This is a genomic window from Peribacillus sp. B65, from assembly GCF_058513295.1.
Genome location: NZ_CP195840.1, coordinates 373,329 through 395,757 on the forward strand (window position 1 = coordinate 373,329; position 22,429 = coordinate 395,757).

General features: G+C 41.3%; 25 protein-coding genes and 2 riboswitches. Of the genes, 10 read left to right on the forward strand and 15 right to left on the reverse strand.

Features of this window, described 5'->3' with window-relative positions:
* The first annotated feature begins 5 nt into the window (after positions 1–5).
* Complete coding sequence (locus ACSR9O_RS01825) at positions 6–428, forward strand: pyridoxamine 5'-phosphate oxidase family protein (protein WP_230177645.1); 423 nt, start codon at positions 6–8, stop codon at positions 426–428.
* Between the two features lie 323 nt (positions 429–751).
* Here the strand turns inward: ACSR9O_RS01825 and ACSR9O_RS01830 are convergent, their stop codons facing one another.
* From ACSR9O_RS01830 to ACSR9O_RS01865, 8 genes are all read right to left on the reverse strand, one after another.
* Positions 752–1,798 carry a M42 family metallopeptidase gene (locus tag ACSR9O_RS01830; RefSeq protein WP_101224468.1) on the reverse strand — a complete coding sequence of 349 codons (1,047 nt, stop codon included), beginning with the start codon at positions 1,796–1,798 and terminating at the stop codon, positions 752–754.
* Positions 1,799–1,892: 94 nt separating this feature from the next.
* Positions 1,893–2,030: a hypothetical protein gene (locus ACSR9O_RS01835; RefSeq protein WP_157831109.1), complete on the reverse strand. Its 138-nt coding sequence runs from the start codon at positions 2,028–2,030 to the stop codon at positions 1,893–1,895.
* Positions 2,031–2,061: 31 nt separating this feature from the next.
* Positions 2,062–2,250, reverse strand: coding sequence for a hypothetical protein (locus ACSR9O_RS01840; protein ID WP_034314269.1), 189 nt, complete (start codon positions 2,248–2,250; stop codon positions 2,062–2,064).
* Positions 2,251–2,359: 109 nt separating this feature from the next.
* Entirely contained in the window at positions 2,360–4,123 is a 1,764-nt protein-coding gene (gene opp4A / locus ACSR9O_RS01845) for an oligopeptide ABC transporter substrate-binding protein (protein WP_491723821.1), read from the reverse strand.
* Positions 4,124–4,141: 18 nt separating this feature from the next.
* Entirely contained in the window at positions 4,142–5,041 is a 900-nt protein-coding gene (locus ACSR9O_RS01850; protein WP_397315028.1) for an ABC transporter permease, read from the reverse strand.
* 21 nt (positions 5,042–5,062) lie between these two features.
* Positions 5,063–6,028, reverse strand: a complete 966-nt coding sequence (gene opp4B, locus ACSR9O_RS01855; protein ID WP_101224465.1) for an oligopeptide ABC transporter permease — start codon at positions 6,026–6,028, stop codon at positions 5,063–5,065.
* Positions 6,029–6,043: 15 nt separating this feature from the next.
* Positions 6,044–6,970, reverse strand: coding sequence for an ABC transporter ATP-binding protein (locus ACSR9O_RS01860; protein ID WP_101224464.1), 927 nt, complete (start codon positions 6,968–6,970; stop codon positions 6,044–6,046).
* The gene (locus ACSR9O_RS01865) at positions 6,948–7,973 is read right to left on the reverse strand and encodes an ABC transporter ATP-binding protein (protein WP_101224463.1); all 1,026 of its coding nucleotides are present in this window, start codon (positions 7,971–7,973) and stop codon (positions 6,948–6,950) included. Before ACSR9O_RS01865 ends, ACSR9O_RS01860 begins: the two co-directional genes overlap by 23 nt.
* Before the next feature lie 493 nt (positions 7,974–8,466).
* Between ACSR9O_RS01865 and ACSR9O_RS01870 the strand changes: the two genes are divergently transcribed.
* Complete coding sequence (locus ACSR9O_RS01870) at positions 8,467–9,102, forward strand: Bax inhibitor-1/YccA family protein (RefSeq protein WP_101224033.1); 636 nt, start codon at positions 8,467–8,469, stop codon at positions 9,100–9,102.
* A 204-nt stretch (positions 9,103–9,306) separates the two neighbouring features.
* On the opposite strand, the gene ACSR9O_RS01875 is transcribed toward ACSR9O_RS01870, so the two are convergent.
* From ACSR9O_RS01875 to ACSR9O_RS01885, 3 genes are all read right to left on the reverse strand, one after another.
* Complete coding sequence (locus ACSR9O_RS01875; RefSeq protein ID WP_101224034.1) at positions 9,307–9,849, reverse strand: acyl-CoA thioesterase; 543 nt, start codon at positions 9,847–9,849, stop codon at positions 9,307–9,309.
* A 130-nt stretch (positions 9,850–9,979) separates the two neighbouring features.
* A complete protein-coding gene (locus ACSR9O_RS01880) occupies positions 9,980–10,519 on the reverse strand; it encodes a M15 family metallopeptidase (protein ID WP_491723822.1) in 540 nt (179 codons plus the stop codon).
* Positions 10,520–10,588: 69 nt separating this feature from the next.
* On the reverse strand, positions 10,589–11,071 hold the full coding sequence (locus ACSR9O_RS01885) for a DinB family protein (protein WP_491723823.1): 483 nt from the start codon (positions 11,069–11,071) through the stop codon (positions 10,589–10,591).
* Between the two features lie 204 nt (positions 11,072–11,275).
* Between ACSR9O_RS01885 and ACSR9O_RS01890 the strand changes: the two genes are divergently transcribed.
* On the forward strand, positions 11,276–13,093 hold the full coding sequence (locus ACSR9O_RS01890; RefSeq protein WP_260356982.1) for an ABC transporter ATP-binding protein: 1,818 nt from the start codon (positions 11,276–11,278) through the stop codon (positions 13,091–13,093).
* 42 nt (positions 13,094–13,135) lie between these two features.
* Here the strand turns inward: ACSR9O_RS01890 and ACSR9O_RS01895 are convergent, their stop codons facing one another.
* Positions 13,136–13,837, reverse strand: a complete 702-nt coding sequence (locus ACSR9O_RS01895; RefSeq protein ID WP_157831080.1) for a DUF459 domain-containing protein — start codon at positions 13,835–13,837, stop codon at positions 13,136–13,138.
* A 221-nt stretch (positions 13,838–14,058) separates the two neighbouring features.
* Here ACSR9O_RS01895 and ACSR9O_RS01900 point away from each other — a divergent pair, with 221 nt between their 5' ends.
* The gene (locus tag ACSR9O_RS01900; RefSeq protein WP_260356980.1) at positions 14,059–14,565 is read left to right on the forward strand and encodes a GNAT family N-acetyltransferase; all 507 of its coding nucleotides are present in this window, start codon (positions 14,059–14,061) and stop codon (positions 14,563–14,565) included.
* 68 nt (positions 14,566–14,633) lie between these two features.
* Here the strand turns inward: ACSR9O_RS01900 and ACSR9O_RS01905 are convergent, their stop codons facing one another.
* Together ACSR9O_RS01905 and ACSR9O_RS01910 are read right to left on the reverse strand one after the other, a co-directional pair.
* Complete coding sequence (locus ACSR9O_RS01905; protein ID WP_101224038.1) at positions 14,634–14,828, reverse strand: aspartyl-phosphate phosphatase Spo0E family protein; 195 nt, start codon at positions 14,826–14,828, stop codon at positions 14,634–14,636.
* 253 nt (positions 14,829–15,081) lie between these two features.
* Entirely contained in the window at positions 15,082–15,270 is a 189-nt protein-coding gene (locus ACSR9O_RS01910; RefSeq protein WP_034314291.1) for a Fur-regulated basic protein FbpA, read from the reverse strand.
* A gap of 175 nt (positions 15,271–15,445) precedes the next feature.
* Positions 15,446–15,550: riboswitch (SAM riboswitch) on the reverse strand.
* 157 nt (positions 15,551–15,707) lie between these two features.
* Positions 15,708–15,813, forward strand: a riboswitch (TPP riboswitch).
* An 89-nt stretch (positions 15,814–15,902) separates the two neighbouring features.
* Here ACSR9O_RS01910 and tenA point away from each other — a divergent pair.
* From tenA to thiE, 5 genes are read left to right on the forward strand one after another with little or no spacing between them, the layout of a single operon-like run.
* Positions 15,903–16,592, forward strand: a complete 690-nt coding sequence (gene tenA / locus ACSR9O_RS01915) for a thiaminase II (protein WP_260356979.1) — start codon at positions 15,903–15,905, stop codon at positions 16,590–16,592.
* 15 nt (positions 16,593–16,607) lie between these two features.
* A complete protein-coding gene (thiW, locus tag ACSR9O_RS01920) occupies positions 16,608–17,129 on the forward strand; it encodes an energy coupling factor transporter S component ThiW (protein WP_101224424.1) in 522 nt (173 codons plus the stop codon).
* Positions 17,098–17,895: a bifunctional hydroxymethylpyrimidine kinase/phosphomethylpyrimidine kinase gene (gene thiD / locus ACSR9O_RS01925; protein WP_491723824.1), complete on the forward strand. Its 798-nt coding sequence runs from the start codon at positions 17,098–17,100 to the stop codon at positions 17,893–17,895. Before thiW ends, thiD begins: the two co-directional genes overlap by 32 nt.
* A 6-nt stretch (positions 17,896–17,901) precedes the next feature.
* On the forward strand, positions 17,902–18,717 hold the full coding sequence (gene thiM, locus ACSR9O_RS01930) for a hydroxyethylthiazole kinase (protein ID WP_491723825.1): 816 nt from the start codon (positions 17,902–17,904) through the stop codon (positions 18,715–18,717).
* Positions 18,698–19,330, forward strand: coding sequence for a thiamine phosphate synthase (thiE, locus tag ACSR9O_RS01935; protein WP_230177651.1), 633 nt, complete (start codon positions 18,698–18,700; stop codon positions 19,328–19,330). Before thiM ends, thiE begins: the two co-directional genes overlap by 20 nt.
* 39 nt (positions 19,331–19,369) lie before the next feature.
* Here the strand turns inward: thiE and ACSR9O_RS01940 are convergent, their stop codons facing one another.
* Positions 19,370–20,575 (reverse strand): MFS transporter, encoded by a 1,206-nt coding sequence (locus ACSR9O_RS01940; RefSeq protein ID WP_230177652.1) that lies wholly within the window; start codon positions 20,573–20,575, stop codon positions 19,370–19,372.
* Positions 20,576–20,847: 272 nt separating this feature from the next.
* Here ACSR9O_RS01940 and ACSR9O_RS01945 point away from each other — a divergent pair, with 272 nt between their 5' ends.
* A complete protein-coding gene (locus ACSR9O_RS01945) occupies positions 20,848–22,335 on the forward strand; it encodes an aldehyde dehydrogenase family protein (RefSeq protein ID WP_101224044.1) in 1,488 nt (495 codons plus the stop codon).
* The last annotated feature ends 94 nt before the right edge of the window (positions 22,336–22,429 follow it).

Genomic DNA, 22,429 nt, shown 5'->3' on the forward strand with positions numbered 1-22,429 from the left:
CAAAAATGAGCGAAAACCAAATTAAAGAAAAAGTATTGAACATCATCCGTGATCATAAAATAGGAGTTTTATCTTCAGTTGAAAACAACAAACCACATTCACGCTATATGACATTCTTTAACGATGATTTAACTTTATACACACCAACGAGTGGAAAGACGGAAAAAATTGATGAAATTGAAAAGAATCCTAATGTTCATATCCTGATCGGCTATGATAATAAAGGATTGGGCGATTCTTACCTGGAAATCTCAGGTACCTCGAAAATAAACGATTCACAGGAACTGAAGGATAAATTATGGAATGAATCCTTTGAAGATTGGTTCGAAGGTCCGAAAGATCCGAATTATTTAATCCTGCAAATTAAGCCGGAAAGCATCCGATTGATGAACAACAACGGTGAACCTCCACAAGAATTATCATTGTAAATCTTTATTTTTTGTACTTACGCCAATTGACGAGTATTACGCTCAAACTCATGGGTAAATGACCAAAATTCACGAGTAAAACACCAAAACTCACAAGTATTTGATCGAAATTCACGAGTATTACTCCAAATCAGGAGTAAATGACCGAAATTCACGAGTAAAACATCACAACTCACGAGTATTTGATCGAAATTCACGAGTATTACTCCAATTCACGAGTAAATGACCGAAATTCACGTGCATTTCACTAACACAGTACTATACTAAAAATAGCGCTATAAAACAGTTAAAAGCCCGCACATGAGTGCGGGCTTTTTTCACGATTACACCAGCTCTGATTGGATATAGTGCAAAATCAGATTGGCTGTATGCTTTAATGAAGAAACATGTGTCCGCTCGAAGGCATGTGAGGCATCGATTCCCGGTCCGATCAGACCATGTACGACATCATATCCTGCCCGGATTGCAGCAGAAGCGTCCGATCCATAATATGGATAAATATCGACGCGGTAGTCGACGGCATTTGCTTGGGCAAGTGAAACTAAATGCTGACGCAGTTTATAATGATATGGACCTGAGGAGTCTTTTGCGCAAATGGATACGCTGAATTCATCCGTCGATTGTCCATCGCCGATCGCGCCCATATCGACTGCTAGATATTCGACTGTTTTCTCAGGGATATTGGAATTTCCGCCATAGCCGATTTCTTCATTGTTGGAAATCAGGAAATGGGTCGTATATGCCAATTTTATTTTTCCTGCGGAAATGAGGTCAATGATATGAAGGAGGATGCCAACGCTAGCTTTATCATCCAAATGCCTTGATTTCAAAAAGCCTGTATCCGTCACTTCCACTCTTGGTTCAAAGGAGACAAAATCTCCAACAGAAATGCCAATGGCCTCTGTTTCCGCTTTAGTCTTCACGACAGCATCTATCCGGACCTCAATTGTCTCATCATCACGCTTGGCATCGCCGGCATTTTTATATACGTGGACAGAGGTCTGATTGATTAAAATGGTCCCGGTGATAATGGTTCCGTCAGCTGTATGGATTTTACAATACTCCCCTTCCACTGAGTTCCAGCGGAAACCGCCGATCATTGTCAATTTAAGACGGCCATTCGCCTTGATTTCCTTTACCATGGCCCCCAGTGTATCGACATGGGCAGTCAGCAAACGATGTTTGCCATCATTTTCGCCTTTCAATGAAGCAAGCAATGCCCCTTTATTCGTGATCTTGTAAGGAACCTTCCTCTGCTCCATGAAATCAGCCGCGTATTTAATGGCTTGCTCTGTATAGCCGGAGGGGCTGGGTATGGACACCAATTCTTTTATGTAAGATACAATTTCTTTTTCTTCGATCACACTCATGCGTATCATCTCTCCTTTCCTCTTGCTTCATTATATCTTTTTATGGCAACTTTTAACATATTTAAAGACCGCCAAAAGGCGGTCCTTTAATGATTTAACTCATAAAAGCCAGGACAGGCAACATGGCCATAACTATTGTTGAAATTCCATATAACGCTAAGTTCTCCATATTCACTCTTCTTTTCCACTTATCGCGCCATACTTTGTATCTGTCCATATCTTCGTTCCTCATAAAAAAACCTCCTTCATGATGAAAGTTCAACTTACTTCAACTGTCTTTGTTTGTTGGACATTTCCTTCATATATTCCAAGAAGGCAATTCTCTTTTCGTCTGGATAGGCTACAATGTCTGCAATGATTTCCTCTTCGAGAGGTTTCAGTAAGCGGCCAACCGATTCAGTAAACAATATTTCTAACTCTCTCTTTGTTTCATTAGGATTTCTCACTTCCATCAATATCACCCTTCCAATTACTTACTATTATCTATATAACCTTTATCCTCTACATTGAAACGCAAAAAAATCGACCGCCCATAAAGGCAGCCGATTGTCATCAATTAAATTATTTCGTTACCCCGACATTATGCCACTGATATTGGCGGCCAGCGAGATAATCATAACCTGTCACACGTTCATTCACTCCCGCCAATTGATAACGGAATAATGTCGGAATGACCGGAACCTCTTCATGGATCAATTCCTGCCACTCATTATACGTATCGATTCGATATTGATCATCGAAGGCTTCCTCTGAAATCCCTTTAGCAAGAAGCTCATCATTTTTTTCACTCACCCAGCGGGTATAGTTAAATTCTGCAGATCTGGACCAAATTCCTGATGGATCCGGATCGGAAGCGACACCCCATGCAGCTGAATATACATCAACTTCATCATTATCCTTTTTCAGCAGGTCATAGAATGAATTGAACTCATGCAGCCTTCCATCCTGCAATTCGACGTCCAAACCAACTTGTTCCCATTGCTGGATATAATATCTTGCTAGTGGCTCAGAAACATCGGAACCGCTCATGGAAGCAAAATTGATCTTGAACTCTTTTCCGTCTGCATCTTCACGAATGCCATCGTTATTCGTATCTACAAAACCTGCTTCATCCAAAAGTTTTTTAGCTTTTTCAGGATTATATTCATATGCTTTTACATCTTTATTGTTATATTTAAAGTTCGGTGTAATGACAGAGTTGGCAGGGAAGCGAAGGCCCTTGAACATCTTTTCGCCAACTTCTTCATTATTGATGGCATATGCCATTGCCTGACGAAGGCGTTTGTCACCGAATTTCGGGTTCTCATCCATAACGTTTTCTTCTTTTTCCTTATCATAATGACCGAAGTTGAAACCAATATAGGAATAAGCCAATTCCACTTTCCCCAATAATTCGATGTTATCCAATTCCTTGGCCTGATCATATTGCTCAGCCAGGACCTCCGCTACATCGAGGTCACCATTTTCAAGTGACTTGACGACAACGGCCGGATTCACGACTTTTAATGTGACACTGTCCAATTTAGGTTCACCGCGGTAATAATCTTTATTCGCTTCGAATTCGACCGCTTCCCCTTGAACGATTTTCTTCACTTTGAATGGTCCAAAACCAATCGGATTTTTACGGATTTTATCCGAAGATTCCAAATCTGCAATTGGAACATCTTTTAAGTATTCTTTATGAAGCGGGTATGTCCATAATCCAGTCGTGACGGAAGGATTCGCTTTTTTGAAAGTGAAAGTGATTTTCTTGTCGTCGACTTTAATGCCTGAAATCTTATCCGCTTTCCCTTCATGATACTCCTCCATACCCTCGATTAAAGCCATTTGTTCATCATAGCGTACACCTTTGTAATCCTTGCTTCCCAAGACAAGGTATGCATATTCTAAATCAGCGCCTGTCACTGGCTTTCCATCATGCCAATTTACATTATCCTTAATCGTCAGCGTGACCGTTTTATGATCATCCGAAATCTCATAGGAAGCGGCACCTTCATTCGTGAAAACATAGTTTTCGTCTGTATCCAATAAATCTTCATCAAAGAATGTGATAACTTGGTTATCAGGCTCGCCTTGATAGAAAACTTTGTTTAATATCCCTTCAAACGGGGTATCGGATACCAATCCATATGTCAAATGGCCGCCTTTAATCGGCTCTCCTTGATTCGTCGTCTTTGTCGGGAATTTAGAGGTATCGACCTGTTCGACATCTTTCCCTTTTTTCTCTTTCGTTGACGATTTCTCCGTATCATCCGAACATGCAGCAAGCAGTAGAGACGAAATGGCCAATGCACTTAATACCTTACTGTAGCTTTTGATTTTCATATCATACACTCCCCTTTTTTATGCTCTTCTTTGTCTTGCATCGGCTGCGCGTTTTAACGCTTGACCAACGAAATTTATACTCAGCATCAACACTAAAATCATGAGTGATGCGGGTACCCATATCCACCACTTGTTTTCCAGAACATCTGGATTTCGAGCATAACTGATGAGCGTCCCTAAACTCGGTGTGCTCTCCGGGAGACCGAACCCTAAGAAAGTCAAACTGGATTCTAGGCCTATATTGCCAGCAAGGTTCAAAATGAAGTTAACGATGATCAGTGAACTGACATTGGGCAGAAGCTGAAACAGGATGATTTTCCAATGTGGCGTCCCGAGTGTCTGTGAGGCGTGGATATAATCCAGCTCACGCTCTGACAAAGCCTTTGAACGAATCAGCCGGGCCTTGCCTGTCCATAAAAACATCGTCATGATTAAAATGAAAACATATACATTGAAGATCGGTACAATCACGACTACAACGATGATGAACATCAATTGCGGCAGTGCAATCACGAAGTCGATAATACGCATGATAACATTATCGGTTGCCCCGCCGAAGTAGCCAGCCAGAAGCCCTAATGATAAACCGATGATAGCTGTGAATAATGTAATGAACAAACTGATCGTGAATGAATTTCTCGTACCCACTATCAATTGTGCAAATACATCCCGGCCGCCATAATCGGTTCCAAGCCAATAGTCTGAAGATGGTTCCATATAAATGGAGAGAAAATCGACCTTCGCTATTTCCTTGGCGTCCATGAAGAGCGACGCACCGTAAACAAAAATCAATATGGCTGCTAATATGATCAATGAGCCCATGGCAAGCTTATCCTTTTTGATTTCCTGCCAGATGATTTTGATTCCTGAAGGGCTCACATCTTTCACTTGTATGTTCTTTCCCGTTTCTACTTTCATTTCCATACGCTCACCCCGCTCCTATTCTATCCGTATGCGCGGATCGACCGCACTAAGTATGATGTCCGAAAGAAGAGTGCCAAGCAGAGTGGCAAATCCCGTCATCATGACGATGGCTGTGACAACGCTGAAATCCCGCAGGCTGACTGAACTAAGGAAAAGCTGCCCCAGACCCGGATAACTGAAAATGGTCTCGATTATGACCGCGCCGCCGATCAATCCGGTAATTTCATAACCTAAGAATGCCGCTATCGGTAAAAAGGAATTTCTCAGGATATGCCGTGAATATACTTTTGATTCAGGCACTCCCTTCGAACGCGCAGTCCTTACGAAATCCTTGATTTTATTATCGATGATTTCATTTCGCAAATATTGGATCGTACTTGTTGTTGCAATTAAAGCTGTACTTAAAGCTGGTAAAATCAAATGATTGATCTTGCTTACAACATAGGCAAATGTTCCTTCATCCACTTTTGAATCGACACTGCCGCCAGACGGGAACCAATCCAGGGCAAATCCGAAAATGAATAACATGATTAAAGCAAAAATGAAAATCGGCGTGCCAAATCCTACATAGCTATAACCCGTAACGGTTTTATCCACCCAGGTATCGTTATACCTTCCGCTAAGTATGCCTAATGGAATCGCAAGCATATATGTAAAGATAAGCGTGACCAACGCCAGGAACACCGTGTTCCAAAGCCTGTCTTCTATAACATCCATGACGGGCGTCTTATGTGTATAGGAAATACCGAAATCCCCCTGTACTGCATTGGATGCCCACCTTATATATTGTTGGTACCAAGGGTCATTCAAACCCAGTTCTTCCCTGATCCTATCAAGCTCGGCCGGGTTGGCCCTAGGATTGATTTCCTGACCTGACAGTGCATCTCCCGGCATTGCTTTTGCCATCATGAAAACGATGATGCTCAATAAAAAGAGCTGCGGGATCATAACTAATAAACGCCTTAGGATAAACTTCCACATATTCCTTACACCTCCTTATTGTAATGCGACTCTATGTGTCGATGAGATTGGCTTCAAATCGTAGGCACGTCCATCCTCATCGAAATATTTTGAGTAGGTAGACTCATATTCCGAGGTGAGTTTTTTTCTAAGCTGCACTTTATCTTCGCGAACTTCCGGCTCTAAATCCGGAATGGCGGCAATCAGGCGCTTCGTGTATATATGTTGTGGATTTTCATAGATTTCCTCGCTTTTGCCTTCCTCTACCAATCTACCGCGATACATAACTCCCATCCGGTCACACATATGCCGGATTACACCTAAGTCATGACCAACAAATAAATAAGTCAAATTGAACTCCTGTTGGAGATCCTGAAGGAAATTCAATACCTGTGCCTGAACGGAAACATCCAGTGCTGACACCGGTTCATCCGCAATGATCAGTTTAGGTTTCAATGTCAAAGACCTGGCAATCCCAATCCGCTGGCGCTGCCCCCCTGAAAATTCATGAGGATACTTGTGAATCGACTCCGGACTGAGTCCAACTTTATCCAAGAAGTCCTGGACGATTTTCTTTTCCTCTGAAGGTGATAACCGTTCAAAGTTCCTCAGCGGTTCGGCAATGATGTCCAGTACCCTCTTCTTGGGATTCAATGATGAATACGGGTCTTGGAAAATCATTTGGATATCTTTTCTAAATGGTTTAATTTCTTTTCTACTTAAAGATGCTAAATCCCTGCCTTCAAACAGGATTTGTCCGGATGTGACATCATTCAGCTTGACCACTGCCTTGCCTGTCGTGGACTTGCCGCTTCCGGATTCCCCGACCAAACCATATGTTTCCCCTTGCTGCAACTCAAAGGAAACACCGTCCACGGCCTTTACGTGATCAACCACCCTTCTGAAAAAACCGCCCCTTATTGGAAAATGCACTTTCAGATTATCTAATTTGAGTAATGTCATGGGCCGATGCATCTCCTTCAGCTTGAAAATAAAATTCTTTATAGCACGTACAGCGCACAAAATGATCATTGCCCACTTCGTGAAGCCGGGGTGTCTCTTCATGCGCATGCTTAGGTATCCAAGGAATCCTATCTTGGAAGCGGCATCCTATCCGATCCATTTTCGCTATCGATGGAACGATTCCCTCGATAACGTGCAAACGATTTTTCTCGTTTGCAGCCGAAGGAATCGAATTTAATAACGACCTTGTATATGGATGCAGCGGATTGTTGAATATCTCTTTAACACTTCCCGTTTCCACTACCTGACCTGCATACATGACAACGATCCTGTCAGCGACCTCTGCTACGACGCTCAGATCATGTGTAATTAAGATAATCCCCATTTTTGTCCTGCTTTGGATATCCTTCAGCAGATCAAGTATTTGTGCTTGAATCGTAACATCGAGTGCCGTCGTGGGTTCATCTGCAATGACCAGTGCAGGATTGCAAGCAATGGCAATCGATATCATTGCCCTTTGCCGCATTCCGCCCGAGAGCTCATGCGGATATTGCTTGTACGTCCGTTCAGGATATGGAATTCCCACTTGTGTCAAAAGTTCAATCGTCCTATTCTTTTTTTCAGCACTGGAGAGTTCAGTATGGTAATCAAGATTCTCCTCGATCTGTTTTCCTATGGTCATGAGCGGGTTCAAAGCCGTTAATGGTTCCTGAAATATCATACCCAATTCCTTACCACGGACTTTATTCATTTGCACATCATTCAACTTTAGTAGATTTTGACCTTTATAATTGATATTTCCTTCGGATTTCGTTCTCTGCTTATTATGTAATTGCATGATAGATAAGGCCAAGGCACTCTTTCCACAACCTGATTCTCCAACAACTGCTACAATTTCATTTTCATTCACCGTAAACGAAACATCATCCACCGCCGCATGATATTTGCTACCGATTCGAAATGAGGTAGTTAGGTTCTCTATTTGTAAAATAGCTTTCTTCATCCTTGCTCCCCCTAAACTATTTTATCGGGAAAATAATTAATCTTCTGATAATTAGTTAGAATTTTAATCAATTTTTTACATTTATACAATAGCTTTTATAGAAAATAATCACATTTTTTTCATTTTTTATAACTTTAGGAATAATTTTCTGCAATAAAAAATCATTTCCTTTATAACTGTTATACAGTAAAGTTTTGAAGTCCGATTAAATATATAGAATCAATAATTTTGAATTTATTATTTCAAGATATCTTTTTTAAAGATTATGCCCATTTATTGACCTTGTCGTTTTACGTACTGCGGAATAGTTCCGATTGAAGTATTTTAATATTTCAGAAAAATTAGTATATTTGTAAGAATATCATAAAAAAGGTAATTACTTCATATATATTTCATTACTTTTATAAAAACACCAAATTTTCATGTAATGCAATGAAACCTTTTTAAAACAGATTCGTAGAAAACGGTAGAAAATAAATGATGAGGTGATTGAATGTATTCACAAACTGTACAAACTTATATGCCGTCGGTCATGCGGACGTTCGCTTTATCACTTGCCGTTTCCGTTTTAGGGATGGCTCTCGGCACTCTTGTACCGCCATCGTTGTTTCTTCCGTTAGCGATACTTGAGATCGCCATGTTGATTGGAGCATTTATATTGCGGAGGAAAAAAGCCATCGGCTACACATTTTTGTATAGTTTCACGTTGATTTCTGGAATTACGACCTATCCGATCATCGCACACTACCTAGCTGCTGCAGGGGCAAATGTGGTGATCCTGGCAGGTGTTACGACGACAGTTGTATTTGGAGGGCTGGCGATTTATGCCACAACCACCAAAAGGGACCTTTCTTTCTTGGGAGGAATGTTATTTGCTGCCTTGCTAGCTTTAGTTGTCATTAGCATTTTCAACATTTTCTCTCCATTAAGCTCTACAGCCATGCTGGTCTTTTCCTTTATCGGGATTTTAGTTTTCAGTGGTTATATTTTATATGATTTCAATCGTATGAAGCATTACGGGGTAACAGCCGAAGAAGTACCGCTCATGGCCTTGAATCTATATCTTGATTTCATTAACCTATTCATTAACATCTTGCGCTTCTTTGGTATTTTAGCAAGCGATGACTAAAGTGCTAATAGTATAAATCCTAACAAGATAACATAAGAAAGACGCTTGGACTTATCCAAGCGTCTTTTCACATTTCTTTCCCATACAGTTAAGCTGTAAGATGGTAGTAGTGATTTCCCCAAAACTCCAGGCAATGAATAAAATACCAAATCACAATGAATTTGGTCTCAATCATTAATAAGAACGGCAGAAGGGATGCGTATCTTATTTATATAATCCTGGATTTGATTGATCGGTCCATGGCAGTTTCACACCGAAAGTGCTTGCAATGAACTGTGTATCTTCCCTTCGTTTTTTCCTAATTTGGGCCCGTTGTTTTGCTGATTCATTTAAATTCATTTCCATCTCTGTTTCAGGAACCAAACGCGGAACCGGAATTGGTTTACCTTCTTCATTAATGGCAACAAATGTCAAGAATGAAATGACACATAAATTCCGGGCTCCTGTAACTAAATCCTCTGCAACCACCTTTACGATGATTTCCATTGATGTTCTGCCCGTATACGTCACGAAGCTTTCAAGGCAAACTGCATTTCCTTCGTGAATAGGGTGCAGGAAATCGACAGAATCAGTTGATGCAGTAACGACGTTGCTTCGAGCATGACGCATGGCTGATATAGCCGCTACATCATCAATGTATGCCATTAATTTGCCTCCGAACATCGTACCAATATTATTTGTATCCGGCGGGAGGACAAGGCTTGTTTTTATGACCAAAGAGTCCCGGCAATTTTTTGTTTCTTCCATGGTGACTGCACTCCTTTATGTCTGATTCTCACTAGTCCACTTTATCGAATTCTTACCTGTAAAGCAATTCACATGCTTATTTTCCTGCTATTAGTCAAAATTATGCGGCTTATAATGAAGCCAACCGCTTTCACTGCCCTTTTGGCTGCTTGCCCTGCTGCAGCTCACGCAGGCTTAAGCCAAATGTCATTTGTAAATGCGGATAATCCTTGAACCCTTCCCAATCCCCTCCCCAATTGAAACCTAACCCTTTAGCGATGGTTACGACTTCCATCCAATCCGACTTTCCATTATCGTTGCCGTCATAACTCATATCCCAAATGGCCTCGCCTTGTTTGTTAAGGAGGGCAAAATCTATCGCCAAACCGAAATTATGCAGCGATTCGCCACCTCTTGCATTCGTTACGATGTTGCCCGAGTCTGATCTGCCCTTTTCATAGAGTTCATTTTGCTCGGCTAAAGACCGGAACCCCGCCGTAATGATAACCGGGATGCCTTTGTCATTAGCCAATTGAATGAGCTCGTCCTTTTTTTCGGCGACGATCGGATTCAGCTCGTCAGTCAGTTCGATTTCATCCAGATCAGGAGGAAGCATATACTTGAACAAGAGCCCCAGTAACAATCCTAAAAAGCCCAATACCAAAAATGTCCTTACCCAAGTGGCTTTCACTGAAAAATCCTTCCTTTACGAATATCTGTCTGAAAGTGAAAAACTCAACCAAAGACGGATGAGTTTCTTCTATAACTTTGCTTTCAATTCTTCAATTTGCAATAAATGCCGTTTTTCATGAAGTCCCACGAACGGGATCCATTGCTTCAAGCTTAAATCTTTAAACAAAGGATGTGGTAATGACTTTTGTTCGAGATCAATTTCCTTTGCATGGTCAACGACCTGTACAAAAGCTTTTCGGGATTCGGTCAACTTTTCCTTAACTTCACTCAAAGTTTGGTATGATTCTGACGGAATGACAAATGGCGGCGCCTGGACCTTCACTTCACGATTTAAAGTAAGCTCGATCGGTTTATCCACAGCAGGAATGCTATCGTTGCTTTTCAATTTATCGGATATGCTCTTTGTTATGACCCTCTCCATTAAATATAAATGATCCAATACCTGGATGATGCTCCATCGTCCAGGTTCAGGATGGGCGTTCAGCTGTTCATCCGATAGTCCGTTGACCGCATTTAAAAGCTCTTCCCTGATTTTTTCATTTTCATTCATTTTTAGCATCTCCTCTTATAAGCCTCGCTAATCTCCTTTAATTATTCCATTTACTATAGGAATGTGTAAAATAATAATACTTTTTGACAGAAACGAACCGATTAAAAGTTGTCTATTTTTTGAAAAGCTCTATCATAGTCATTAAGGTAAAATTCAAATGACTTTCAAAATTCATCATAGATAGTCTAAATAGGAGTGATCGCTATGAGTGGAGGACATATTCCATTCAGCCACAAAGGCCGCAGTTCCATGCATGCAATACCTTCAAAAGGAAGCATATGGTTGATGCTCAAACAAATGTTCAATCGGGTACCATCCAAATGGAAGTTTTGCACTTTGATATTATGTATCATGCTTTTCATTTCATTGCTTGAGTTCTCCATCCCCCAGTTGACGCAGTTTACGATTGATAGAGTCATTCCCGAAAAAAGATATGATTTGTTAATCTGGATTGGCACAGGAATTCTTTGTGCCAGCATCTTATTGGCGTTACTGAACTACTTTAACAGCTATATCGTTTCGAAGGTCGGTCAAAGAGCTATTATGGATATACGGAATAGCATGTATGACCACATTCAAACACTGGATATGAAATTCTTTGACAAAAATCGAACTGGTGACTTAATGTCCCGGTTGACCAATGATGTCAATTTACTGCAGCAGCTCATCTCTTCGAGCATGCTCCAAGTCTTGACGGACACGGTGACTTTCATTGCCGTGGCGGTATATATGCTTTTCATTAACTGGAAGCTGACCATTGTCCTTCTTTTTATATTCCCTTTCATGTTCTATATCACAAGGGTATTCGGGAAACGCATCAGGATGTCATTTAGGTCTGTGCAAAGTTCCGCAGGAGATGTCAGCAACCAGTTACAGGATTCCATTTCAGGAATGCGGCTCATTCAATCTTTTACGAATGAAGAGTTCGAATCAAGGCGGTTTGCCGAGCGTAATCAGGAAAATATGGCTGCAAACATTAAGTCCGTTCGGCTACGTTCCATGTTCGGTCCGATTATTGATTTATTGAACAATATCGGCCTTGTAGCAGTCATTGTGTTCGGTGCTTGGCAAGTGATGGAAGGTGAATTCACAATAGGATTAATCGTGGCCTTCCTCGCCTATTTAAGGTTGCTGCAGAGTCCCGTTCGCAATTTTAGCCGTGTGATCAGCATTGTCCAGCAATCAGCCGCCGCCTTTGAGCGGATAACTGAAATATTGGAAACACAACCTGAAATAAGTGACAAGGGAAATGCCATTGAACTCCCTTCCATAAAAAAGCAAATTGAATTTCAAAGTGTTAATTTTTCTTATGATGAGAATGTTCCTGTGCTCAGCAGTTTAAACCTGACCATGAAAGCTGGTCAAGTAACCGCTCTGGTCGGCTCCTCTGGTGCAGGAAAATCGACCATCACGAGCCTTTTGATCCGATTTTATGATCCGCAAGATGGAACAATTAAAATGGATGGCCATGATATCAAAAATGTATCACTGAAATCATTAAGGGGACAAATGGGAGTTGTCTCCCAGGATATCATTTTATTCAACGGTTCCATCCGTGATAACATCATGTATGGAAAACTTGATGCTACAGATGATGAAATCATCGAATCCGCCAAAGCGGCAAATGCGCATGACTTTATCAGTGCCTTTCCTGATGGTTATGATTCTCAAATTGGAGAGCGCGGAGTCAAGCTTTCAGGCGGACAAAAACAGCGCATTGCCATTGCCAGGGCACTTTTGAAAAATCCGCAAATCATCATTCTCGATGAAGCAACGGCGGCCTTGGATACAGAATCCGAGCATTTGATACAGGAAGCTTTGTCACGTTTATTGATAAACCGGACTTCAATTGTGATTGCACATCGTTTATCGACCATTCATGATGCCGATCAAATAATCGTTCTGGAAAAAGGGCAGGTTCATGAAAAAGGAACACATGAACAGTTATTGCAAAACAATGGCAGATACAAGCAGCTCCATGACTTGCAGTTCCCTCAACTAAAAGCCATATTAAATTCCTAGAAAGCAAGAATGCACAGAATGCCTTTCTGTGCATTTTTGCTTTCATTTGAAATCATAACTTTCCAAAACCCGATTCGCAATGAGCTGATACCCTTTTTCATTCGGATGTAACTTATCACTGAAATACTCTGATTTCTTTTTATCTTCAAAAAGATCATTCGTAGGAATGAATAACATCCTATTGTCTTTATCCGCTATTCCCTTTATTGACTGGTTATAATCGCGAATATGCTTTTCAAGTTTTTGATTTCCTTTAATTGGGTTATATAGTCCCACTACCAAAATATCAGCTTTATCGTTTGCCTTTATGAGTGTTGACGTAATCTTTTTCAGATGGCTGATATACTCCCGTTTACCCTCATTGATTTTTCGATCACTTATTTTCTCCAAGTCCCCGCCGTTACTATTGATCAAGTCATTCGTTCCGATATAAACGATGAAAGTATCGGCTTCATCAAGTTTCGTTTTAATGCGGTAATCATCAAGCTGTTTCATCACCCCATCCGTTTCCTGGCCTTTTATACCGTAATTCCAAAAACTCACTTTTTGTTCCGATTCCGGGTTATTCAATTCATCCTCCAGGCCTTCTATATATCCTTCTCCATCCTTATCCCCTTTTCCATAGGTTAACGAATCTCCAAAAGCCATCACCCTTTGCACATCTTCCGACTCCGAGGCCTGAAATTCATATGCAACAAAACATATAACCAGTACTATAATCAAAAAAACTGACAATTTTTTCATTTGGTTCTCCTCTGCCTTTTTACTAGAAGTATTTAATCCTTTACATACCCAAAAAATCTGCAGACTTAACATAAAAAAGGAATTGTCAGATAAAGAGTAAAAAGTGTATGATAATAAAAAACTTTCAATGGATTGGGTTTCAATTCACCGTCCCTTAAACAAAAAAACGGGATTACCCTTCATTCTGGAGATTGAATAAATGATAGTTAGGAGATTACATCATGGAAGAGCACATAGAGTTTAGAGAGGCAGAACTATCTGATTTACCCAGAATTGTTGAAATATATAATTCGACAATTGCTTCAAGAATGGTCACGGCAGATACAGAGCCTGTATCCGTCCAATCGAGGGTTAAATGGTTTGAGGAACATCATTCAGAAAGTAGACCGCTATATATCATTACTATAGAAGGGAAAACTGCTGGATGGATGAGCTTTCAATCCTTCTATGGCCGACCGGCATATAATTCCACTGCCGAAATCAGCATTTATATTGATGATTATTTCCGGGGAAAAGGAATCGGACAAATTTCGATTCAAAAGGCAATTGAATTGAGTCCAAAATTAGGTATTAAGACTATATTGGGTTTCATTTTCGCCCACAATATACCTAGCCTTAAGCTTTTTTCCAAATTCGGGTTTGAAGAATGGGCACATTTACCTCAAGTTGCCGAGCTGGATGGCATTGAGCGGGATTTGATCATTCTTGGTAAACGTGTCGATATTTAATATAATTTTTTAGAGCTATTGCCTTGAGCAGTAGCTTTTTCAAATTAATACAGGTCGAATTGGCTAATTTAAAAATACCGATATGCGTTTTGGAGGGAAAAATATTCTGACTCTCTTTTACTTGCTAACGCATTTAATAGCGTATCCAATTCTTGACTGGCCTGAACAGTAAGCAGACTTGTTAAGCCGTAACTTGCTGCCAATTTGATCATTTCCTGTCTCTTTTCTTCTACCCTTTCTATAGTTACTTTACGGCAAGGCATTATATGACACCTCCCATTTATTCAATTTTTTTACACTTTCATCATAATTAAACTACTAGTTAAAATCAACTATTTTTCAGAAATAAAATGTGTTATTTTATAGGTAAAATGTGACAAAACACCTACTTTATTCTTTAATTATGTATATTTTATGTCATTTTCTATTAAACGCAAAAAAGCATCCACTAGTGTATACTGTGAATGCTTACATCATATCCCTTATCCAAGAGCCCAAAATATAGTCCATCGCTTACTATGTCATCCATTCAGAAGGTGACTCGTTATTAGGTCTATTTATAACAATCTTATATTCATCTTCAAGCACTTTTAATGGGGCATCATAAAGGTGCCTTTCATCAGAGGTTTTGTATACTCCATTGGCCAATAGCTCTTCAATGAGCTTTGCCTTCCTCTGTTCAATCCTCTTAAATAATTCTGCCATGTAAATGGCTCCTTTCCTAGTCATCCTAGAGCCTGCTTCTAGTTAGCTAACTTTATCAACTTGTTTGATTTTCACCAAATTATATATACCTTTTCTATTATGTCACTAAACGTTATTTCCCAAAAATAAAAGCCCCTTCTAATTCAAGAAGAGGCTGACTGTGTCCGTACGGCTCTTCTTATCTTCCAAGCATATGCTTGTTGGATTTAGCACAGTTCCCAAAATGGGTCCGCTGCCGAGGTTTCTTTGGGCCAAGTCCCTCCACCTCTCTGGATAAGAATTCGATATATAAATGATGTAGAAATGATTCTACCCTAATAATTATCAAAAGTCAATTACCTGGTTCTCCCTTTTTTCCTGGACATTACATGCTCCCTCTTCAAATACGGGTTGCATTTTCTTGTCTTTCTGATATGATGTCAGTAATTACATACAATTCACACCACTAGGGGAGTCTTTTTTAAGACTGAGATGGAAATAGTTTCCGGACCCTTTGAACCTGAACCGGCTCATACCGGCGGAGGGAAGTGGATGATATCGTCCATTTACAGACTATATCCATCTACCCCGTTCCGTATTCAGGAACGGGGTTTTTCATTATCTAGGGGAACCATTCTAAAGGAGGATGAACAATGGAGAATATTAAAACAGAAACATTCAGTGATAGACTTCATGCACGGGCAAAAGAGATTTGGAAAAGGAATCATTCACATCCCTTTGTCCAAGCAATTGGAAATGGTACGCTTCCTGAAAAGAAATTTGCCTATTACATGAAGCAGGACTATATCTATCTCATGGATTATTCCAAGCTCTTTGCTTTAGGTGTCATCAAAGCCCATAACATCGAAACCATGGCAAAGTTTGCGAGTATTTTAAATGAAACCCTTCAAGTGGAAATGGATATCCATCGGCAGTATGCTTCCGAATTCGGGATCAGTTCCAAGGAATTGGAAGAAACAGAACCTACTCCCACCACTCTAGCCTATACAGGTTACATGCTAAATGCAGCTCAGCATGGGACATTGGCAGACTTGATCGCCTGTCTCCTGCCATGCGCTTGGGATTACTATGAAATCGGTTTGCTATTAAAAGAACAAAATGGAGCAGCATTGGAAAACAATCGCTACGCAGATTGGATAAGGTCCTATTCATCACCTGAATTCGGGGAAGCACACAAGTGGCTGATCGCATTGTTGGAAGAATTGACGGAAGGCATGCCAGAAAAGGAACTTCTTAGATTAGAAAAGCACTTTTTGGTTACTTCCCGGTATGAATATTTATTCTGGGATATGGTTCAAAATGAGCAGGATTGGCCGCTGTAGGTCGCAGACATGATGATGAATCCTATCAAGAAACTGACGTTGACTGCCATGATAACGGCTATAACGACGCTGACCAGTTCATTTATTTTCATCCCTGCAGGATTTGCAAAGGTCTTTCCTATTCAGCATCTGGCAAATGTCCTCACGGCCGTTCTATTGGGGCCTGCTTATGCTGTGACACAAGCTTTCCTAGTTTCCATCATTAGAAACATGTCTGGTACCGGTTCAATATTCGCCTTTCCCGGGAGCATGATCGGTGCACTTTTGGCTGCCATCCTTTATCGAAAAACACAAAGCTTAAAATTCGCTTGTTTAGGTGAAGTGATCGGGACCGGCATTCTCGGTTCCATGGCCTGTTATCCACTTGCCATCCTCCTATTAGGAGAAAAAGCTGCTCTTTTTGGTTTTTTACCGGCTTTTATGCTCAGTTCATTCGCAGGTGCGATTCTAGCTTTCATATTACTTAAAATACTTTTAAAAAATAATTATATGAAGGGGTTTTTTTATGAAAACAGCATTAACCATCGCCGGCTCTGATTCAGGAGGCGGTGCTGGAATACAAGCGGATTTAAAAACATTTTCTGCACATGGGGTCTTTGGAATGTCTGCCATAACAGCCGTAACCGCACAAAATACAATGGAAGTCCGTTCAGTACAGCCAATTGAAACAGCTATCATATCGGACCAAATTGCAGCTATATTTGAAGATATTCCTGTCGATGCAGTAAAAATAGGCATGCTTGGATCAAAAGAAATCGTGGAAACAGTCGCTGCGTCCCTTAAAACCTTCATGCCTGCCATCGTTATCCTTGACCCTGTCATGATTTCCAAAAGCGGCCACCATTTGCTCGACGAAAAGGCTGTCTCCGCCTTAAAAATGGACTTACTTCCATTTGCAACACTTGTAACACCAAATGTACCGGAAGCGGAAGTGCTTACTGGCTTGTCGATTCGGACGAAACAAGATTTCTACAAGGCATGCATTTCAATACAAGAAATGGGTCCCAAAGCCGTTTTACTTAAAGGGGGCCATGCAGCGGGAAATCCAAATGATCTTTATTATGATGGGACTGACTTCCACTGGATCAAGGGAGAGCGCATACATACAAAAAACACTCATGGTACGGGCTGTACCCTATCATCCGCCATAACATCAAACCTGGCAAATGGACTGCCCTTGCAAGAGTCGATCGAACAGGCCAAGACTTATATTTCTGAAGCGATACGCAATAGTTTTTCAATCGGTAAAGGTCATGGTCCTGTCCATCATTTTCATTCATATTCAAAAAAAAGAACGGAGTGACTTAATATGAAGGTTTCCGCAGCCGATTTATTCGTGAAGGTAAAAGAAAGAAAACCACTCGTCCACCAAATCACCAACTTTGTTACGGTCAACGACTGTGCAAATGCCACCCTTGCCATCGGTGGTTCACCAGTGATGACATCGAGCCCAAGAGAAGTGGCGGATATGGTCAAATTAGCGGATGCATTGGTCCTGAATTTCGGTACGATCGATGATAAAGCCTTGGAAGCAATGGAGATTGCCGGTAAGACGGCAAATGACCTGGATATCCCGGTCATTTTGGACCCGGTGGGAGTTGGTGCCACCGCCTATCGATCAGAGCAAGTGAAAGAGCTCCTAAGTAAGGTTACTTTCCAAATCATTCGCGGCAATGCAAGTGAGATCCTTTCATTGATGGGTGGGGATACCGTTACCCGCGGGGTGGATTCGGAGGAGCTTGCGGTCAGCAATGCAGAGCTGGCTGCTCGAGCCGCAAATAAATTGAATTGCATCGTCGTGGTCAGCGGAGCGAAGGATGCGGTCAGCGATGGAAAACGTACGTCCATCATCGATAACGGGAACCTGCTATTAACTAATGTTACAGGTACCGGTTGTATGTCCACTGCTCTTATCGGCACTTTTTCCGGAGTCACCGATGATTTCTATTCTGCGGCGATTGCCGGTATCTCAACCATGAGCATTTCAGGGGAACTAGCTGCCAAAAACCTTCAAGAGGATGAAGGAACAGGAACGTTTCGTGTGCGATTAATCGATGCAATATCAAGAATGGATAAGGAAATCTGGATGCATGAGGTGAAAATAAATGAAGAAGTCCCAAATTGATTTAAGCCTGTATTTAGTTACGGAAGAGTCCCTGGCAATAGAAGAATTGACCAAAATCATTGCAGAATCGGTTTCAGGAGGAGTCTCGATCGTACAGCTTAGAGAAAAAAATAATTCCTCTCTCTCCTTTTATAATAAAGCTTCTGCATTAAAACAGTTATTGAACGAGCTGTCCATTCCCCTTATCATCAATGACCGGGTGGATATAGCACTTGCTGTTGCAGCGGATGGAATTCATATTGGGCAAGATGACCTTCCACTGCCTGCCGTCAAAAAAATGGTTCCTGAAGATATGATTGTCGGTGTATCTGTTTCCAATCTTGAAGAGGCTCTAGAAGCCGAACGAAATGGAGCAGATTATATCGGAGTCGGTTCCGTTTTCCCTACAAAGACCAAACAAGATGCAACCTTAATGGCAATTGGGGATCTGGAGGAAATTTGCCGCAGCGTATCAATTCCCGCCGTAGCCATCGGGGGTATCACGGCCGATAACATTTCCTCCCTTTCTGCTAGCGGGCTTTCAGGTACCGCAGTCGTATCAGCCATCATGAATGCAGAAAGTCCTAAGACTGCCTCCGAATCCCTTTTAAAAATCATAAAGGACTTTAAATAACAAAAGGATGGGGACTGAATACAGTCCCCATCCTTTTGTTTATGTCAAAACGGTATTCTTTGTTTCCTTCCCAAAAGCTACGGCAACTGCCCCCACTAAAATAGCAATTGTGAAAATGGTGAAAATCGATGAAATCGGGGTGCCGGCAGCAACTAAATACCCTACAAGCAACGGTCCCAGGACACCGCCGATCCTGCCGATCCCTGCGGCTAAACCAGCACCTGTACCACGAACTGCTGTGGGATACTGCTCAGGAGTATACGCATAAAGCGCACCCCATGCCCCTAGGTTGAAGAAAGATAGGAACATTCCGGAAACTATCAGCAGTGCCAGCCCCTCTGCAGACCCAAAGAAAAAAGCACTGACTGCCGTTCCAATTAAGTATGTGATCAAAACGAATTTACGTCCAAACTTCTCTATCAGCCATGCAGCTGAAAAATAGCCCGGAAGCTGTGCAAGCGTCATGATCAATACATATTCAAAGCTTTGGATCATGCTGAACCCTTTTAGGACCATCACACTTGGCAGCCATAAAAACATCCCATAATAAGAAAAGACCACGCAAAACCATAGAACCCACAACACAAGGGTCTGACGGGAGTATTCCTTTTTCCAGACACTTTTCATATTGCTTAATACAGATGGTCTCTGCTTTTTTTCAAGTTCCGTATACTTCGGTGAATCCGGCAGTTTCAAGCGCAGATACAGCGCATATAAAGCGGGTACGGCGCTCAATAACAATGCAACCCGCCAACCATAAGCCGGTATGATGAAATAGGATATGAGAGCTGCCAAAATCCAGCCAACCGCCCAAAAACTTTCAAGAAGGACGACGACCCTTCCCCTTTTACTCGCTTCAACACTTTCAGAGACCAATGTCGAGGCAACCGGAAGTTCCCCTCCAAGTCCCATTCCAATCAAAAATCGCAATATCAAGAACAAGCTGAGTGTACTGACTGCTGCAGACAGGCCACTTGCGATTGAAAACAATAATAAAGTAATGATAAAGACATTCTTCCGTCCGACCCTGTCGGCCATCGCACCAAAGAATATGGCTCCAACAGCCATTCCTATGGAGTTTATGCTCCCAATCCAGCCAACCTGCTCACTGGTTAGGTTCCAGTCCTGTCTTAAAGCTACTATAATGAAAGAAAGCATACCGACATCAAGTGCATCGAACATCCATCCAAGACCCGCAACACCAAGTAACTTACGCTGCGATATCATTTTCGCATCATTTCCCATATATTCCTCCTGAAGAACTTTAGACCTTCTTGTTATTTTATCCTTATTCATTTTAACTATTAACTTTCATTTTTGCTATAGTAAATACACATGTCATGACAAAAAAATACTTCATTTTTAAAATGATGAAGAAACCTTGGATATTCTGTCGAATGTTATAGATTGAATATTCCCTTTTTTTCATTTATCATAAAAATTGGCATAGATCATAGCGTTAACAATAAGTCATCATGTTTTGCCCAAGATAACCATTTTATTCAGGAGGGTAATTAATGACAAATCTAACGTTAGAAGTAAGTGGAAAGCTGCAAAAATTTTTAACAGGACCAAAAAAGCTCTATATTAATGGCCAGTTTGTAGAAAGTGCTTCAAAAAAAACCTTCTCCACTCCTAATCCTGCTACAGGACAAAAACTTGCCGATGTTTATGAAGCTGATAAAGAAGATATCGACTTAGCCGTCAAAGCTGCACGCAAAGCATTCGATGAAGGTCCTTGGTCAAGGATGAGCGCGGCTGCACGCAGTAGGCTTATGTATAAACTAGCCGATTTAATGGAAGAAAATAAAACTGAACTAGCTCAATTGGAAACGTTGGATAATGGGAAACCAATCAATGAAACGACCAATGCCGACATTCCTTTAGCGATAGAACATATGAGATATTTTGCTGGCTGGTCCACCAAGATTGTCGGGCAGACCATTCCGGTAAGCGGAAATTATTTTAACTACACAAAACACGAGGCTGTTGGTGTTGTCGGCCAAATCATCCCATGGAATTTTCCGCTTCTTATGGCGATGTGGAAACTGGGAGCGGCACTCGCTACAGGTTGTACAGTCATATTAAAGCCTGCTGAGCAAACACCGCTTTCCGCTCTTTACCTGGCTGAATTAATAGATGAAGCCGGTTTCCCTGATGGTGTCGTCAATATCGTTCCCGGTTTTGGTGAAACCGCCGGACAAGCACTTGTCGACCATCCGCAAGTAAATAAAATTGCATTTACCGGTTCGACCGAAGTTGGAAAATTGATCATGCGATCCGCTTCATATTCATTGAAACGGGTAACATTGGAACTTGGAGGGAAATCGCCAAACATCATCCTGCCTGATGCTGATTTCTCGAAAGCCATCCCTGGAGCTTTGAATGGGGTCATGTTTAACCAAGGTCAGGTATGCTGTGCCGGTTCAAGGGTTTATATTCAAAAGAAACATTATGATAATGTTGTTGCCGATATGGCCAGCCATGCAAAAAACATCAAACAAGGGATAGGTCTGGATCCAAGTACACAAATTGGACCGCTTGTTTCAGAGGAGCAGCAAAATCGGGTAATGGGTTATATAGAAAAAGGGAAAAACGAGGGTGCGGAAGTTCTTGTCGGCGGAAATAAACCGGGTGAACAAGGCTACTTTGTTTCTCCTACTATATTCGCTGGTGTTGAAGAGGATATGACGATTGCCAAAGAAGAGATTTTCGGACCTGTCATAGCGGCAATGCCATTCGAGGATTTAGATGATGTCATTAACCGTGCAAATGCCAGTGAATATGGATTGGCTGCCGGCTTATGGACAAGCGATATAGCCAATGCCCATTATGTTGCAGGAAAACTTCGTGCCGGTACAGTATGGGTGAACTGTTATAACGCGTTCGACGCAGCTTCCCCGTTCGGCGGCTACAAACAATCCGGAATCGGACGTGAAATGGGTTCTTATGCACTGGACAACTATTCTGAAGTGAAAAGCGTCTGGATTAATTTGGGCAAGTGATTTTTTGACTATTAAGAAAGAGGGTCTCAAAGAGGCCCTCTTTCTTTCAGTCCAATGATTCACTGTATAGAATCCTTGAATTATTCAACTATTC

Excerpts from the sequence above, each read along its gene's own strand:
- ACSR9O_RS01825 (WP_230177645.1), top strand. The coding sequence starts at position 6 with ATGAGCGAAAACCAAATTAAAGAAAAAGTATTGAACATCATCCGTGAT.
- ACSR9O_RS01830 (WP_101224468.1), bottom strand. The coding sequence starts at position 1,798 with ATGAGTGTGATCGAAGAAAAAGAAATTGTATCTTACATAAAAGAATTG.
- ACSR9O_RS01835 (WP_157831109.1), bottom strand. The coding sequence starts at position 2,030 with ATGAGGAACGAAGATATGGACAGATACAAAGTATGGCGCGATAAGTGG.
- ACSR9O_RS01840 (WP_034314269.1), bottom strand. The coding sequence starts at position 2,250 with ATGGAAGTGAGAAATCCTAATGAAACAAAGAGAGAGTTAGAAATATTG.
- opp4A (WP_491723821.1), bottom strand. The coding sequence starts at position 4,123 with ATGAAAATCAAAAGCTACAGTAAGGTATTAAGTGCATTGGCCATTTCG.
- ACSR9O_RS01850 (WP_397315028.1), bottom strand. The coding sequence starts at position 5,041 with ATGAAAGTAGAAACGGGAAAGAACATACAAGTGAAAGATGTGAGCCCT.
- opp4B (WP_101224465.1), bottom strand. The coding sequence starts at position 6,028 with ATGTGGAAGTTTATCCTAAGGCGTTTATTAGTTATGATCCCGCAGCTC.
- ACSR9O_RS01860 (WP_101224464.1), bottom strand. The coding sequence starts at position 6,970 with ATGACATTACTCAAATTAGATAATCTGAAAGTGCATTTTCCAATAAGG.
- ACSR9O_RS01865 (WP_101224463.1), bottom strand. The coding sequence starts at position 7,973 with ATGAAGAAAGCTATTTTACAAATAGAGAACCTAACTACCTCATTTCGA.
- ACSR9O_RS01870 (WP_101224033.1), top strand. The coding sequence starts at position 8,467 with ATGTATTCACAAACTGTACAAACTTATATGCCGTCGGTCATGCGGACG.
- ACSR9O_RS01875 (WP_101224034.1), bottom strand. The coding sequence starts at position 9,849 with ATGGAAGAAACAAAAAATTGCCGGGACTCTTTGGTCATAAAAACAAGC.
- ACSR9O_RS01885 (WP_491723823.1), bottom strand. The coding sequence starts at position 11,071 with ATGAATGAAAATGAAAAAATCAGGGAAGAGCTTTTAAATGCGGTCAAC.
- ACSR9O_RS01890 (WP_260356982.1), top strand. The coding sequence starts at position 11,276 with ATGAGTGGAGGACATATTCCATTCAGCCACAAAGGCCGCAGTTCCATG.
- ACSR9O_RS01895 (WP_157831080.1), bottom strand. The coding sequence starts at position 13,837 with ATGAAAAAATTGTCAGTTTTTTTGATTATAGTACTGGTTATATGTTTT.
- ACSR9O_RS01900 (WP_260356980.1), top strand. The coding sequence starts at position 14,059 with ATGGAAGAGCACATAGAGTTTAGAGAGGCAGAACTATCTGATTTACCC.
- ACSR9O_RS01905 (WP_101224038.1), bottom strand. The coding sequence starts at position 14,828 with ATGCCTTGCCGTAAAGTAACTATAGAAAGGGTAGAAGAAAAGAGACAG.
- ACSR9O_RS01910 (WP_034314291.1), bottom strand. The coding sequence starts at position 15,270 with ATGGCAGAATTATTTAAGAGGATTGAACAGAGGAAGGCAAAGCTCATT.
- tenA (WP_260356979.1), top strand. The coding sequence starts at position 15,903 with ATGGAGAATATTAAAACAGAAACATTCAGTGATAGACTTCATGCACGG.
- thiW (WP_101224424.1), top strand. The coding sequence starts at position 16,608 with ATGAATCCTATCAAGAAACTGACGTTGACTGCCATGATAACGGCTATA.
- thiD (WP_491723824.1), top strand. The coding sequence starts at position 17,098 with ATGAAAACAGCATTAACCATCGCCGGCTCTGATTCAGGAGGCGGTGCT.
- thiM (WP_491723825.1), top strand. The coding sequence starts at position 17,902 with ATGAAGGTTTCCGCAGCCGATTTATTCGTGAAGGTAAAAGAAAGAAAA.
- thiE (WP_230177651.1), top strand. The coding sequence starts at position 18,698 with ATGAAGAAGTCCCAAATTGATTTAAGCCTGTATTTAGTTACGGAAGAG.
- ACSR9O_RS01940 (WP_230177652.1), bottom strand. The coding sequence starts at position 20,575 with ATGGGAAATGATGCGAAAATGATATCGCAGCGTAAGTTACTTGGTGTT.
- ACSR9O_RS01945 (WP_101224044.1), top strand. The coding sequence starts at position 20,848 with ATGACAAATCTAACGTTAGAAGTAAGTGGAAAGCTGCAAAAATTTTTA.